The organism is Desulfoluna sp. CYM3A (assembly GCF_056829965.1).
The window spans coordinates 6,145,986-6,160,297 of record NZ_CP186556.1 but is presented as its reverse complement, the minus strand read 5'-3'; the positions used below and the strand labels follow the sequence as shown (position 1 = coordinate 6,160,297).

Annotated in this window: 18 protein-coding genes and 1 pseudogene; 10 read left to right on the top strand and 9 right to left on the bottom strand. The window is 60.2% G+C overall.

The window, feature by feature from the left end; genetic code table 11:
• Positions 1-21 precede the first annotated feature (21 nt).
• The 3 genes from ACOYW1_RS30980 to ACOYW1_RS30970 all read left to right on the top strand — a co-directional run bounded on the left by ACOYW1_RS30980 (position 22) and on the right by ACOYW1_RS30970 (position 1,098).
• Positions 22-366 carry an antibiotic biosynthesis monooxygenase family protein gene (locus ACOYW1_RS30980; protein WP_482414563.1) on the top strand — a complete coding sequence of 115 codons (345 nt, stop codon included), beginning with the start codon at positions 22-24 and terminating at the stop codon, positions 364-366.
• A gap of 53 nt (positions 367-419) precedes the next feature.
• Positions 420-578, top strand: coding sequence for a hypothetical protein (locus tag ACOYW1_RS30975; protein ID WP_482420996.1), 159 nt, complete (start codon positions 420-422; stop codon positions 576-578).
• Positions 579-810: 232 nt separating this feature from the next.
• The gene (locus tag ACOYW1_RS30970; protein WP_482423863.1) at positions 811-1,098 is read left to right on the top strand and encodes an HAD family hydrolase; all 288 of its coding nucleotides are present in this window, start codon (positions 811-813) and stop codon (positions 1,096-1,098) included.
• An 88-nt stretch (positions 1,099-1,186) separates the two neighbouring features.
• On the opposite strand, the gene ACOYW1_RS30965 is transcribed toward ACOYW1_RS30970, so the two are convergent.
• The 9 genes from ACOYW1_RS30965 to ACOYW1_RS30925 all read right to left on the bottom strand — a co-directional run bounded on the left by ACOYW1_RS30965 (position 1,187) and on the right by ACOYW1_RS30925 (position 8,201).
• On the bottom strand, positions 1,187-1,471 hold the full coding sequence (locus tag ACOYW1_RS30965) for a hypothetical protein (RefSeq protein ID WP_482420995.1): 285 nt from the start codon (positions 1,469-1,471) through the stop codon (positions 1,187-1,189).
• Between the two features lie 17 nt (positions 1,472-1,488).
• Positions 1,489-2,541 (bottom strand): hypothetical protein, encoded by a 1,053-nt coding sequence (locus tag ACOYW1_RS30960; protein ID WP_482420994.1) that lies wholly within the window; start codon positions 2,539-2,541, stop codon positions 1,489-1,491.
• A 253-nt stretch (positions 2,542-2,794) separates the two neighbouring features.
• Positions 2,795-4,123, bottom strand: coding sequence for a methyl-accepting chemotaxis protein (locus tag ACOYW1_RS30955; protein ID WP_482420993.1), 1,329 nt, complete (start codon positions 4,121-4,123; stop codon positions 2,795-2,797).
• A gap of 183 nt (positions 4,124-4,306) precedes the next feature.
• A complete protein-coding gene (locus tag ACOYW1_RS30950) occupies positions 4,307-4,474 on the bottom strand; it encodes a hypothetical protein (RefSeq protein ID WP_482420992.1) in 168 nt (55 codons plus the stop codon).
• A gap of 135 nt (positions 4,475-4,609) precedes the next feature.
• Positions 4,610-4,837 (bottom strand): hypothetical protein, encoded by a 228-nt coding sequence (locus ACOYW1_RS30945; RefSeq protein WP_482420991.1) that lies wholly within the window; start codon positions 4,835-4,837, stop codon positions 4,610-4,612.
• A 194-nt stretch (positions 4,838-5,031) separates the two neighbouring features.
• Positions 5,032-5,382 carry a potassium channel family protein gene (locus ACOYW1_RS30940; protein ID WP_482420990.1) on the bottom strand — a complete coding sequence of 117 codons (351 nt, stop codon included), beginning with the start codon at positions 5,380-5,382 and terminating at the stop codon, positions 5,032-5,034.
• A 129-nt stretch (positions 5,383-5,511) separates the two neighbouring features.
• Positions 5,512-6,060: an HD domain-containing protein gene (locus tag ACOYW1_RS30935; protein ID WP_482420989.1), complete on the bottom strand. Its 549-nt coding sequence runs from the start codon at positions 6,058-6,060 to the stop codon at positions 5,512-5,514.
• A gap of 25 nt (positions 6,061-6,085) precedes the next feature.
• Positions 6,086-6,376 carry a YciI family protein gene (locus ACOYW1_RS30930; RefSeq protein WP_482420988.1) on the bottom strand — a complete coding sequence of 97 codons (291 nt, stop codon included), beginning with the start codon at positions 6,374-6,376 and terminating at the stop codon, positions 6,086-6,088.
• Between the two features lie 196 nt (positions 6,377-6,572).
• Complete coding sequence (locus ACOYW1_RS30925) at positions 6,573-8,201, bottom strand: methyl-accepting chemotaxis protein (protein WP_482420987.1); 1,629 nt, start codon at positions 8,199-8,201, stop codon at positions 6,573-6,575.
• Between the two features lie 599 nt (positions 8,202-8,800).
• Here ACOYW1_RS30925 and trhA point away from each other — a divergent pair.
• From trhA to ACOYW1_RS30890, 7 genes and pseudogenes are all read left to right on the top strand, one after another.
• Positions 8,801-9,451, top strand: a complete 651-nt coding sequence (gene trhA, locus ACOYW1_RS30920) for a PAQR family membrane homeostasis protein TrhA (RefSeq protein ID WP_482414554.1) — start codon at positions 8,801-8,803, stop codon at positions 9,449-9,451.
• A pseudogene (locus ACOYW1_RS30915) lies at positions 9,432-10,403 on the top strand (alpha/beta hydrolase). Before trhA ends, ACOYW1_RS30915 begins: the two are co-directional and overlap by 20 nt.
• A 241-nt stretch (positions 10,404-10,644) precedes the next feature.
• Positions 10,645-11,175: a cation:proton antiporter domain-containing protein gene (locus ACOYW1_RS30910; protein ID WP_482420986.1), complete on the top strand. Its 531-nt coding sequence runs from the start codon at positions 10,645-10,647 to the stop codon at positions 11,173-11,175.
• Positions 11,176-11,464: 289 nt separating this feature from the next.
• Positions 11,465-12,622 (top strand): NAD-binding protein, encoded by a 1,158-nt coding sequence (locus ACOYW1_RS30905; RefSeq protein WP_482420985.1) that lies wholly within the window; start codon positions 11,465-11,467, stop codon positions 12,620-12,622.
• Positions 12,623-12,649: 27 nt separating this feature from the next.
• Positions 12,650-13,681: a S1C family serine protease gene (locus ACOYW1_RS30900; RefSeq protein WP_482420984.1), complete on the top strand. Its 1,032-nt coding sequence runs from the start codon at positions 12,650-12,652 to the stop codon at positions 13,679-13,681.
• Positions 13,682-13,705: 24 nt separating this feature from the next.
• Entirely contained in the window at positions 13,706-14,074 is a 369-nt protein-coding gene (locus ACOYW1_RS30895; protein ID WP_482423862.1) for a hypothetical protein, read from the top strand.
• Positions 14,020-14,289, top strand: a complete 270-nt coding sequence (locus tag ACOYW1_RS30890; RefSeq protein ID WP_482420983.1) for a hypothetical protein — start codon at positions 14,020-14,022, stop codon at positions 14,287-14,289. Before ACOYW1_RS30895 ends, ACOYW1_RS30890 begins: the two co-directional genes overlap by 55 nt.
• Positions 14,290-14,312 lie beyond the last annotated feature (23 nt).

The window sequence follows — 14,312 nt, the reverse complement described above, 5'->3', positions numbered from 1 at the left end:
TAACAAAAAGGACACACCACCATGTATGCCGTCATCTTTGAAGTGACCCCCAAGGCCGAAGGCAAAGCCGAGTACCTGAAAATCGCCGCGGAAATCCGGGGCTTCCTTGAGAGCCGACCAGGCTTTATCTCCATTGAACGCTTCGCCAGCCTCAACGAGGAGGGAAAATTGCTGAGCCTCTCCTTCTGGGAATCCGAGGCCGCCATCGAGGCATGGCGCACCATGCTGGACCACCGGACCGCACAGAGAACCGGCAAGGCCTCCCTTTTCACCTCCTACCGCATCCGCGTGGCCAACGTGGTGCGGGACTACACCCACGACAAGCGGGGCCAAGCCCCAGCGGACTCCAACAGCGCCCTTCTTTAAACAGCGAGCACCCTGATCTATGGCCAGCAAGAGCCAGCAAAAGGAACCACACCGTGACCATCACCCTCGCCTTTGACGTATACGGCACCCTCATCGACACCCACGGTGTGGTTGAGCACCTCAAAGAACTCATCGGGGAAAAGGCTGCGGCTTTTTCCCGTACCTGGCGCGAAAAACAGCTGGAATACTCGTTCAGGCGGGGGTTAATGTAGCACTATGCTCCGTTTTCCGTATGCACCGCCCAGGCACTTGACTACACCTGCACCATCCATGGAATACCGTTCAACAGCGAGCAAAAAAAAGGCCTCCTGGAAATCTATCGCACCCTCCCCGCCTTTCCGGATGTTCGTGAAGGGCTTGCCCGTCTGAAGGCAACGGATTGCAACCTCTTTGCCTTTTCCAACGGCACCGCAGACGCGGTGGAGCGCCCTTTAACGCTGCGGTATCTGGAGCGTTTTTGATGGCATTGTGAGCGTCGATGAGATCAAATCGTTCAAACCCAACCCCGGTGTCTATGCCCACTTCCTGAGACAATCCGGAGCCGAAAGGCACGAAGCCTGGCTCATTTCAAGCAATCCCTTTGATGTGATCGGTGCCCTTTCAGCCGGTATGCGCGCTGCCTGGGTCAACCGATCCAAAGAAGCCCCCTTTGACCCCTGGGGCATTGAGCCATCGGCCACCATCCATGATTTAACCGAACTTCGCGACGCCCTCATATGCGTAACCCCCTGACAGGATAGAGGCCCCATTCCCATGGGGCGCTCACACGCCGCTGGGACTCGTCATCAGTCAACCGCGTCTGTGTGTCGGGAGTTTGTCTCTACTCCGAGGCCCCGGTACGCACGTCCATGGTGATGGGAATGAATTGCCCTGGTCGCGATACGGCAACGTTCACCACCACCCGCATCATCCCGGCATCCACGTCGCTTGCGCCCACGGTGATGTTGAAGGCATCGTCCGGGTCCGCCCCGGCCAGCCCCCCCTCTTTCCAGAGGCCCATGAGAAAATGCCTGATCAGGGGCGTCACCTTCCCCCAGGTCGCCGTGTGTCTGTGTTCGCAGGCGCATCCCTTGAGGGCTTCCGTGATGGAGGCCTCAATCATCATCACCGTCCGCCGCACGTTCACATAGCGCCAGTCCGGGCACCCCAGATCAAGGTCCCTTCACCGGGAAAGGCGCGGATGGCGTTGACAGACAAGCCGTCCGGGGGAATGGCCAGGAACTCCTGGCGATCACCGGAAACGGTGACAGCCGGGCTGCAGACGCTGTTCAGGCTGATGTTGGCAGGGGCCTGCCAGACGCCCCGTGAATTGTCCGTCATGGCGTAGGCACCGGCAACGGCGCCCGAAATCACGGTGAGCAGGTTGGCACGCTCCTTCATGGCTTTGAGCAGGGTGTTGAAAAGCGGGCTTTCTGCCACCAGGGCATTGTTGATGCCGGTTTTTTCCGCGTGGGTGAGTAAGGGAGAGGTCATCTTACTGATGACAGACGCCATGGCGCCTGACTCGGCGGTGGAGGCCTCCCCCCGGCCTTGGGAAAGCTCCTCGGTCAGAAGCCGCTGGAGAAGCGAAAGCGGGGTAAGGTTTTCAAAGCCCAGGTCCCGTTCCTGCACCACCGAGGTGTTCAGCCATGGGTAATAGGCTGCACCGAGGCCCAGGTCCGCAGAGCCGATGCCGTCCCGAAACGCCTTGATGCAATCCGCAGAAGAGTCTGATGAAGGCCGGTCTCCTCCCCGGACATCCAGGATGGCAAACCGGCTGCGACCCGGCTCTGCGCACCGCCGCAGGGCGGCCTGCTGCACGGCGCTGCACCCTGCCCCATCCAGAAGCACGGCCTCGGGGATCACCACCAGGGTGGGGCCATCCTCCCCCGACAGGGCACCAATCCCCCGGATCAAGCCCTCGGTTTCCACGGCATCGCTGTAGCCCCCCACGGACACGATGCTGCAGGGTCCACCCCCGTTCTGGAAAAAGAGTTCCAGGCTGCGGTACAGGATGTAGCGCTCGGAACTCTGGGTCAGGGAAAAGGATTTGCCATTTAGAACCACATCCGAGGCATCGGGTGAGCCCGCCCCCTTTTCCTCAAGGGAAAAGCCGAGGACCGGCGCACCACCGAACAAGGCCACGTACTCGGCCATGTTACTCACCGGAACCGGTTCCATCACATTTTCAGGCATTTTTTCCGTGTGCCCGATAAAAACCGCATGGCTGGTACTGCCGTCACCGACCCGGGAAACCCTTCGGCCCATGCACAGACAAAAGACAAAAAAACCAGGGCACATGCCAGCCCCATGACGCGTGAACACCCCTTCATCATCATCCCCCCCATCAAGGCCCTGCGCCAACCAACCCGCGCCATGCGCAAGCCCTTATCTATGTATCCATTTCGTATCATCACGCAAGGCACGGCTCACAGCGCCCCGCGACTCATCACAGGGTAAACCGCCCCACAAGGCCACTCAACTGATCGGCCAGGCCGGAGAGTTCCCGGGCCTTGGTGCGGATCTGAAGGCTCCCCTCATTCATCTCCCGGGCCGCCCGGCTCACCTCCGAGATGCTTTGGGCCACGCCTTCGGCAGCGGCCGAGGCCTGTCCCACGTTCTCACTTACGGCCTGGCCGCCGGAAGCAGCCTGGGCAGCGCTCTGCGAAATTTCACGGGTGGTGGCGGACTGCTCTTCAATGGAGGCAGCCACAGTGGTCACCACCTGGTTGATATCGTGAATCACCGTGACAATGGATTCAATGGCGTCTACGGACTCTGACGTCACGGTCTGGATCCCGGAGATCTTTCCCCTGATCTCCCCGGTGGCATCCGCCGTCTGCCGGGCAAGGGCCTTGATCTCTTCGGCAACCACCGCAAACCCTTTTCCGGCCTCGCCAGCCCGGGCCGCCTCAATGGTGGCGTTGAGGGCCAGCAGGTTCGTCTGCTCAGAAATCTCCGAGATGGTTTCCGTCACCTGGTTGATCTCCTTTGCAGCGCTTCCCAGCTCCGTCACTTTTTCCGACACCATGCGGGCCTCGTCCACGGCCCCCCGGGTGATCTCGCTTCCCTTTGCCGTATTTCCGGCAATCTCCTCAATGGTTGCCGCTATTCCCTCAGAGGCAGCGGGCGGACGATCCCGGACCGTCACGGTGGTCTGCTCCGTGGACGCGGATACCTCGTTCATGTTGTCGGTCATCTCATCGGCTGCCGTTGAGACCGTGCCGGAGGCTTCCGCGGTATGGTCCGAGTTCGATGTAATCTGTTCCGAAACGGCAGACAGCTCCGACGAGGAAGACATCAGCATCCCCACCCCGGTGCGGACGTCCCCGAACATGGATTTGAGATTGGCGGACATGCTGTTAAGGGACGCCACCAGAACCCCGATCTCATCTTTGCCCCGGATGTCCAGGGCCTGCCGCAGGTCCCCCTGGGCCATCTTGTCTGCAAACGCCGCGGCCTGAGCCAGTGATGAGACGATGGGACCGGCAATGAGAAGGGCAACCCCCACGCACATCACCAGCACAATCCCCATGGAGACCCATACGGTACGGGCCGTGAGGGCACTGTGCTCCCTCATGGTTGTCAGGGAATGGTCCAGCTCTTCCACATGCTGGGCCACGAGTTTGTCGATCATCCCCGTGAGCTCTTCGGCAAAGGGGTCAAACTTTTCCATCATGGGATTGCCCTGCTCCGGCCCCCCGTCGATATAGGCCTGGGCCATGGAGCGTCCCATGGCGTAATACCGGTCCAGGCTTACGCGCATCGACTTCAACAAGGCCACGGTCTCGGCTTCGCCGTACTTTTTGTGCTCATCAATGGCAAAGGCGATACGCTTGACTGCGTCGTCGTAGTAGGTTTTGGCCTCATCGTATCCGTCATCGTATCCTTTGGCTGCCCGGGTGGCTGAAATGTCCGTGAGCCAGCCCTGGATCTGCTCGATATCCCTGTTGATGTTTCATTAATTAAGGTGGGGAAGAACTTCCCCTTCTGCAGAAGCCAATTCCTCCACCGTCGCCTGGGTGAACCGTGTGATACACAAGCCCGAAATGGCAAACAGCACCCACACAATCCCGAAGCCTGCAAAAAGCTTCACCCGAACCGACACATCATTGAGTTTAAACGCCATCTCTATCTTTCCTCATAAAGGATCACAAAGGGTGGGCCACAAAAGCCATCATACAGCCGCTTTGAACGGACTTCCGACGGACGGCCCCGATAAATAAATCAACCCCGCCGTACACGCGACAAGGGGTATCTCTCGTCAGTTCCATGCAAACACACGCTTGGGTTCACATCCCACGAAAATGAGAAATACTATCCCCTCATCCATCGACAAAACAAAAACCGCCTTGAATATTTCTTTCATTTTTTTTGCAATAAAAAACCGCACGACCCAATCAGAGAAAGGGCGTGCGGCAGGCAAGGCGCGGAGGGTTGGTAAATCAAACAGAAAACCGTGAGTTGGGGTTGGTCTTTCAGCAATACCCACTCTTCCCCGCAGAAGCCGGGAACCATAGCCTCACATCACTTTGCAGGCGTCATTTTTGTCAACTGTCCGGGAGGTCGGAAAAAAGGGGACTGAAACGGGGAACAGTGAGTAAAGGGGCAGGGAGAATGGGGTCACGCGATCCGGGGATCGTCAGCGCATGACCGGCCGGCTCAGCCAAAGAGGCAACAGAGGCGCTAAATCTGCTCTTTGATCTCCTTGACCATCCCCATGTCCACGTGCTCTCCAAAGGCAAGCATGGCGGAATGAAGGGCCAGGGCCACGAGGATCCCCGTAAAGGTTATCCCCGTCAGGGCAATGAAAACGGAAAGGGCCCTGGACCCCTTCCGACTGGGACGCATGTCCCCGTATCCCACGGTTGTGGCGGTGATAAATGTCCAGTAGAGGGTGTCGAACCGGCCCCATTTTTCAAGGCGGCCCACCCACTGCCCCAGCATCACGATCACAAGGAGCAAGAACACCATCAGGGGGGCTGCAAAGTACAGGGCCCACAGCAGAAACCGAATGAACGTCAGGGTAAAGCCCATAATCAGGAACCTTCGGTGTCCGCGCGATCGGCCAGGCGGATCTTCCGGACGACGTCAGGTACCAAGATGTAATCATTGATCAACCCCAAAAACAACCGGGCATCTCCACCACAGCAAGGCAGGTGCGGCTCAGCTGTATCGCAGGTAGTTCTTGATCTTGAGCCGGAGTCTCTCGGCCAGGGTGGCGTTGGCCGCCCCCAGGCTCTCAAGGATCATTTCGGCCTCCTGCCGGTAGGCTGTGATCTTCTCCCGATCCCAGTGGGCAGGCGGCGGCTGGAGGTTGGTAATGCGGTCGGCAAGCTTGACCATCCAGACCTCTTCGGGCTGCTGCCGAATGCGGGCGAGGCTGTCGGCCATCTGCTCCTGCTTGCTGCCAAGGGTTTTGTCCTTGGAAAGAGCCATTACCCCTTGGGCCACCTCAAGCCCGAAACCCTCGGCCACGGTCTCAAAGGAGGTGTCCGTGTCTTCCAGGGTGTCGTGCAGCAGGGCGCAAAGCACGGCAAGATCCGGCTTTTCGGTGCAGGCGGGATCCTCTGTGATGGCGGCCATCACCTCCATGGAGACGGTCCCGACATGATTGATGTACGCGATCTCGGTACCGGGCATGGTCTGCCCGTTGTGAGCCCTGGAGGCAAAGTTCCAGGCGGCAAGGACAAGGTCCTGATTCCAAACAGTCATGGGTAAGATCCTTTAAAAAAACCGGTTAATTCGGCAAGAGGCACTCAAAGCCGCTGCCCGCCATGGAGGGAACAAACTCCGTCACATCATAACGCGCCACGCCCTCTTTGCAGAAGGGGTCTTCGGCCAGCACCGCGTCCAAGGCCTCCCTGGTAGGCATGTCCGCAAGGATCACCCCACCGGTGCGGGGCACCTTGCGACCGGAGGCGATAAAATACCCTTTTTCGTACTGCTCCTTCAGGTAAACGACATGGGCCTCAAGGTTCGCATCCACTTTATCCATTTCGCATACATAGGTCAGGGAAACAATATACATGCGTCGTCCTTTTCATCTTGATAGAGTCATAAAACGGGGATGGCCTGGATCCGCAGCCCCTTTGATCCGAAGCGCCCCCAAGGGCCCATGGATCACAACGGCCCAAGGGAACCACAGCCACAAAAAAGCTTCAAGGATTTCCTTGCGCAAGCACAGGGGCTCCCCGACCGGGCGAGCCCCACTTCACACGGAGACATTACAGGCGAAACTGCCCCACGGCGGTCTCCAGCTCTTCGGAGAGGCCATTGAGGGTGAAGGCCTCCGAGGCCACCTTGGAGCTCCCCTCGCCGAGGCCTGTGGTCTCCCGGTTCAGCTCGGTGATGTCATGGGCCACGCTGCCCACGGCAACAGAGGTGTCCGCGATGTTGGCCGCCACCTCCTGAATCCCCAGGGAAGCCTGCCCGATGTTCTCGGAAATCTCGCGGGTGGTGACGGACTGCTCTTCCACGGCGGCGGAGATCCCCCCCACCACCTCGTTGATGCCGTGGACCACCTCGTTGATGCCCGTCACCTCGCTGACCGCGTCCCGGGTGGCGTCCTGGATCATGCTGACCTGGGTACGGATATCACCGGTGGCCTCGGCGGTCTGACGGGCCAGCTCCTTGATCTCGTTGGCCACCACGGCAAAACCCCGGCCCGCGTCACCGGCCCGCGCCGCCTCGATGGTGGCGTTCAGGGCCAGCAGGTTGGTCTGCTCGGAGATCTCGGTGATGGCCTCGGTGACGTGACCGATTTCCCTTGCCGCCTCGCCCAGGGAGGCGATGCGGGTGGCCGAGGACTCGGCCTGGTCCACGGCCTGAGCGGTGATTTCCGTGGCCTTACCCGTACTCCCGGCGATCTCCCCGATGGTCTCCATCATCTGCTCGGCGGACTCGGCCACAATGCCCACGTTGGTGGAGGCCTCTTCAATGGCGGCTGCCACGGTGTTCATGTTGCCGCTCATCTGCTCTGCGGAGGCCGCCACGGACTGGGATTTTCCCACGATGGACGAGAGGTTCACGTTCATGCTTCCAGACAGGGTGCTCAACTCACCGGAGGAGACAAACAAGGTTTTCGAGTTGTCCACCACCCCCTGGAGCATGGCCTTCATCTCCCCGGCCATGGTGTCGAGGCTGCCGCCGATGCGCCCGAGTTCATCGCCTCCGTCGATGCCTGAGGTGGCGTTTAAGTCACCGGAGCCAAGGCGGCGGGCGAACTTCTCCACCCGGGCAAGGCGGGTCAGCAGGCCGAAGGTCATGCGGATGCCCAGGAGCATGACCAGCAGCCCCACGGCCACTCCGCCGATCTGGAGGGTGTAGAGCAGGGAGAGCTTTTTCTCGGAGGCCTTCTGCATCAGGAGCACAGCCTTGTTCATCTCCCCCAGAAGGGAAAGGTTGTTGGCCTGGACCCAGGCCAGGCTGTCGGCGGCACCTTCCCCGTCCGAAACAACGGTCTCAAGGTGTCCGTAAAAAGACCTCCACAAGCCGGATACCGTGTTGAGTTGATCCCGCACCTCTCCTCCGGCTGCGGGGCAGTGCCGGTAAGCCGTGGTCTTCAGATTCAGGGTCAGGGGGGCGTTTCCGGAGTCGGTGAGGGCCTTCAGGGTCAGGTCGAAGACCTTGGCCGTGTTGCGGATGGTGGCGGCCGAAGAAGCATCGGGAAACGCGGTGTAATGAAGGATCTCCTTGGTCATCTTCTGGGTCAGCATGCGCTGCCTGCCCGCCAGGTTGATGACCAGGCCGTCATCCTTCATGCGGCCGGATACCACCACAGTGGAACAGAACATAAACACAACAATCACCGAAAACCCTACCATCAAAAGCGTCTGCCTGACCTTGATACTCATCTCTTCACACTCCGCTGCAACTCAATTCCCATGACCGGCCCTGTCTCACCCGGTGCGACACACGGCACATCCAGCCCAGTGGGATCCCGGAGTGCCTCTCCGGCCCAAAGGCATGCCCACACTACATAACAACAACTGTGCCAGCCCGACACCTGAAGCGCCTTAAAAAAAAGCCGAAGTATACAGTTCGACGGCCCAGGGCCCCTGAGAGTGCGTTTACGACCCAGGACAACCATCTGTTTCCATAGCCTCATCCAAACCTGGCCTATCCCGGACCCCACCGGACAGCGCCCCCCAAAAAAACGAGCCGCAAGACACAACACAGGTCCCTTCCATTCCAAAACGCCTGCGGCACCCCAAAAAAACTGTCCCACCCACTTACCTTTCAGCCAGATCTGTCCCACACCCCTTTTGACACACACCGGTGCCGCTCCTCCCGCCCCTTGAAATTCCATGTGATCTTGAACAACGTGGGGCTCATTTTTTCCTGTCTTTCCCCCCGGTAACATACTATATACCAAGGTCAGGCAGAGGCCATGGACGCTGGGTCCCCCGGCCGGACCACGCGACGCCCCATCCATTCTTTCGAGGAAAGCGATATGGGAATCAAAACACAGGAATCGTTCAACTTCTATTCACACCTGGCAGGTGCCATCGCCTCCCTGGTGGGGACGGTCTACCTTTTGCGCATCGCCAGCCACTCGGCGTCCATGACAATCACGGCCCTTGTCTACGCCCTCTCCCTGGTCTTTCTCTTTTCGGCCAGTTCCCTGTACCACGCCTTTAAAAAACAGGAGAACGAGCTCTCCTTCTGGCGAAAAATGGATCGCCTGGCCATTTTCTTCATGATCGCCGGCACCTACACCCCCATCAGCTATTTCTGCCTTGAGGGCAACACCCGCTGGGTCATGATCGCCTTTCAATGGAGCGTGGTGGGCTTCGGCCTCATCTCCCAGCTTTTCTTCCCCAGGGCCCCGAGGGTCCTTTATGCCCTTATCTACAGCGCCATGGGCTGGTCGGCGGTCTTCCCCATCAAACAGGTGCTGGCCAACCTCTCGGCCGGGCAGACGGTGCTGCTCTTCACGGGCGGTGCCTCCTTTACGGCCGGTGCCCTCATCTACGCCATCAAAAGGCCCCGGCTTGTCCCGGGGATCTTCAGCTTCCACGAACTCTTCCACATCATGGTCCTTTTAGGGGGCGTCCTCCACTACGCCCTGATCTACCGGGTCTATGCAACCTCCCTGGCATAACACGGCCCCGGACAACGAATGTGACTGCACACTGAAAAACGAGATTGGACAACAAGACGCTTTGATTGAACCACGGAAAGAACAGGTACCATGCCGGGAATGGGAGTCTCTCGCCCTTACGGAGATGCTCCGCTTTTATGACGACTACGACGCCTTTGCCCGGGAAGGCGAATCCAAACCACGGCATATCGGGGCCCCGGTCTTCCTCCGCCACCCGGAGGCTCAGACCGGCATCCTGCTGCTCCACGGCTTCATGGCCGCCCCGGAAGAGGTCCGCCAATGGGCTGAGTTCCTTTACGGGCTCGGGTACACCGTCTACGCCCCCAGGCTTGCGGGCCACGGCACCTCCCCTGCCGACCTTGCCGGGCGCACCTGCGACGACTGGATGGACTCCGCGGACCGAGGCCACGCCATCCTCGAAACGTGCTGCACGCGCATCGTGGTGGCGGGATTTTCCACCGGCGCCGGGCTGGCCCTGGCCCAGGCCCTCTTCAAGCCCGAGGCCTTTGAGGCCGTCATCTCCGTCAGTGCACCCTTAAAATTCAAGAGCCTCTCCGTCTCCGGCGTGGAGGCCTTAAACGACTCCGGCAACTGACTCTGCGTCCTGCAGGTTGACCCGTGGTTCACCAAGGAGTTCGTTACCAACCACGCGGACAACCCCCACATCAACTACCTGAAGAGCCCCATTGCAGGCCTCGTCCAGGTGAAAGCCCTGATGAAGAGGGTCTGGAAAGGCCTGCCTGACCTCTGCCCTCCCGCCCTCATCGTCCAGGGCAAAGGCGACCCCAAGGTGAGCGACAAAAGCGGCAGAAAACTCTTTGCCCGCATCGGCCACGAAAACAAAACCTACCGGGAGATCCCCTTTCACCAGCACGGTATCGTCCGCGGCCCCATCGCAGCAGAGCTCTTTGCCGAAGTGGAACGTTTTCTGAAAAGCCTGGAAACACCCTGACCCGAACGACAAGAGGGACCGCAGAGCAAAGGCTGCGGTCCCTCCCTTCATGACCGCCCCCTGTCAATCCGGCGGCAAGCCCCATTCCATCCCTCCACGAGTCCAGCCGTCTCCCCGCCCCAGACAGTCTCCCAGACATCGTATTCTGTTCACAGAAACGCTCAAACCGTGCTTTAATATAAACCTGTTATCCCGGACTCCGGTCTCATTCACCTGCTCAGCCACAGCAACCGAGGTTTCCATGGGCATTGCAACAGACATCATCCTCATCGTGGTCGCGGCCTTCTGCTGTGGCCTTCTCATGCAGCGTATCGGTCAACCCCTGATTCTCGGGTACATTGCCGCCGGCATCGCCCTGGGTCCCCACACCGGCCTCACCACCGTTGCCAACATCCACGACATCGAACTCCTAGCCGAAATCGGCGTGGCCCTGCTGCTCTTTGCCCTGGGCCTGGAGTTCTCCAGCAAGGACCTTAAGCCGGTCAAAAAAATCGCCATCTTAGGCACGCCCCTGCAGATGGGGCTCACCACCGCCCTGGGCTTTGTCATCGGCAAGGCACTGGGCTGGGGCTGGCTTCCGGCCCTCTGGCTCGGGGCCCTCATCTCCCTGTCCAGCACCATGGTCATCTTAAAGACTCTCATGAACCAGGGCTGGATGGGCACCCTCTCCAGCAAGGTCATGGTGGGCATGCTCATCATCCAGGACCTGGCCGTGGTGCCCTTTATGATCATCCTGCCCCAGCTCAGCACACCGGGCATGGGCCTGGTATAACCGGGCTGACGGCCAAGGCAACGATTTTTCTTGTTGCCATGATTTTCCTGGGCACCCGCCTGCTGCCCCGACTGCTGGCCCACATCGCCCGCCTGGGTTCCCGTAGTTTTTTACTGGCCATCGCTGCTATCTGGGCATCGGGTACCTCACCTACCTGGTGGGCCTCTCCTTTGCCTTCGGCGCCTTTGTGGCGGCACGGTCCCGGTGACTGGATGACCACGACGAGGCCTTAAGCGACATCATCCCCCTGCGGGACCTCTTCGGGCTCCTCTTCTTCGCCTCGGTGGGCATGCTCCTGGACCTCACCTTCCTCAAAGACCACCTCGGGGCGGTGCTGCTCCTGGTCACCGTCATCAGCCTGGGCAAGGGCCTCATCTTCATGGGGGTCACCCGCCTCTTCGGCTACGGCAACGTGGTGCCCCTGGCCGTGGGCCTGGGCCTGTTTCAGGTGGGAGAGTTCTCCTTTGTCCTGGCACGGGTGGGGGTAGCCACGTCCTCCATCAGCCATGACCTCTACAGCCTGCTCCTCACCACGGCGGTGCTCACCATGGTCCTTACCCCCATTGTCTCGGGCCTGACCCCACGGTTCTACACCTTGAAAAAACGATGGTTCCGCCATGAACCCCTGGAAACCGTCAACGTCCCGGAAGAGGGATTCCAGGACCACGTGGTCATCGCCGGGGGGGGGCGCGTGGGGCGCCACATTGCCTCGGCCCTCAAGGCCATGGGCCTTCCCTTTGTCATCATCGAACTCGATCAGCGGCGGGTGGAGCTGGCCAGGCAGGACAACCTGCCCGTGGTCTTCGGCGACGCCTGCCACGAAATTGTGCTGGAAGCGGCCGACATCCTGAGGGCCCGCCTCCTGCTCATCACCCTCCCCGGCCCGGTGGAGGCTCGCTCCGTGGTGACCCATGCCCGGAACATGGCCGAAGACATCACCATCATCACCCGGGCCTCTGGCAGGGAGTTCATCGAAATATTCAAGGACATGAACGTCTCCGAGGTGATCCTGCCGGAGTTCGAGGCCGGCCAGGAGATGACCCGTAAAGCCCTTCTCCACCTTCGCGTCCCCCCCACGGAGATCCAGCACCAGACCGAGACCCTCCGGCAGAAAATCTTCGCCCCCATGCTGGGAGACCACGAACAGATGACCACCCTGGGCCAGCTCTCCAGGGCAGAGCAGCAGTTCGACCTGCAGTGGGTCCGCCTCGAGCCCTCGGGCGCCCTGGTGGGCAGCACCCTGGGCGAGGCGCGCATCCGCACGGAAACCGGGGTGTCCGTGGTGGGCGTTCTCCGGGGTGAAACCCTCATCCCCAATCCCGACGCAGACCTGAGGCTCTCGGCCTGCGACCTGGTGGCCATCATCGGCACCGACGAGGCCCGCAGCCTCTTTCAGGCCCTGGCCGGTATCAACACGCCCGACCTCGATACCGAGGTGCTGGAGTAAGGGCTCACCCACACACGGACAACTGCCATGAAATGCCCCAAGTGCCATCACGATCAGGTCGCAGGATCAGAGTGCGAGGTATGCGGCGTCGTTTTTGAAAAATACCAAAGGATACAGGAACGTCTCAACGACCCCATCCACAGCATCTCGGATCGCAAGCCCGTCCGGCTGCCCGTGACACGGCTCCCCAGATGGGTACGGGTCACCTTAAGCCTCACCGTTGTCTGGGCCTTTATCACCGGTGGCATGTACCTCGCCATCCGGTCGGCCCCCATGCAGCCCCGGCCAGGGGGCCCCACCGGCATCGCCCGGCAGTTCAACGCGGTCCGCCCCCACGGCAACCCTGTCCAAGAAAGCCGGCTGGCAACGGTGTTCATCGAAACGCCCTGGGGCTCGGGCTCTGGGTTCTTTATTGACTCTTCCTGCCGGATCCTCACCAACAAGCATGTTCTCACCGTAAGCGAAAAAGAGGTCGAGGAGATACGCCAGGAACTGCGTGTACTTGCCCATGTCATCCGCAGCAGGCAGGAGAGCAAAAAGCGCGACACCACCGTCCAAAGACACCAGCATGACAGGGCCACTCCGGCACTGCGCTTCGCCGAACTCAAAACCCGTCTTGCGGCCATCGAAGAAAGCCGGGCCAACCCCAGCTACACGGTCATCCTCTACGACGATTCCACCTACACGGCCACCGACGTCACCTTCAGCGACACCCATGACCTGGCCCTCCTGCGGCTGGACCAGAAAGAGTGCCCCTGCATGAAAAAAGGGCAATCAGGAACCCTGAAGGTCGGCCAGTCGGTCTTCACCATCGGCAACCCCTTGGGGCTTTCCCACACCGTGACCTCCGGCATTTTCTCCGGGAAACGAAGCCATGAAGGCCACACCTACATCCAGACCGACGCTCCCATCAACCCCGACAACAGCGGGGGCCCCCTCATTGATCAAACAGGCTGCGTGGTGGGCATCAACACCATGAACCTCGCCGGTTCCGAAGGCATCGGCTTAGCCATCCCCATTGAGGCTGCCCTGAATGAATTCCAGGAACTGATCCCTTAAGGCTCCCTTTCCATTTTGCCTGGGATGTGGCATGGTAACGCCCCCGATAATCGGAGTCATTCTTTCCGGAAGCCCACCAACAGGAAGCGTCCGGGAATGCCTTTGGGGCCTCTGTTCCACGCACCGCAGAACCGACCGCGCATCGCCGCAACACCCCCGTCCCAAAGGCTCCACCCCAACCGTGAGGAGTCTGCCTTGGGAACCCATGTCATCGAAGAGGCCAATCAGTGCCTTGTCTGTAAAAAACCCCGCTGCACCACGGGGTGCCCCGTTTCTACACCCATCCGCGACATGATCGAGCTTTTCCGTAAGGGGATGTCTATCGCCTGGGCAAACGCGTGGCCATCATCGGCGCCGGAAACGTGGACATGGACGTGGCCCGCACGGCCTTGAGAAAAGGGACCCAGGAGGTCACCGTGGTCTACCGCCGCGGCGAAGCCGAAATGCCCGCCACCCCCTTTGAGTACGACTACGCCAAAGTGGAAGGGGTCTTTGCCTCCGGGGACGTGGTCACCGGCGCCAAGACCGTGGTGGAAGCCGTGGCCTTCTCCAAACGGGCCGTGGCTGCCATGGAAACGTATATGGACGGCAAGGTTGAGACACCTTAGCCCGGATATTTCACGGGTCGGGT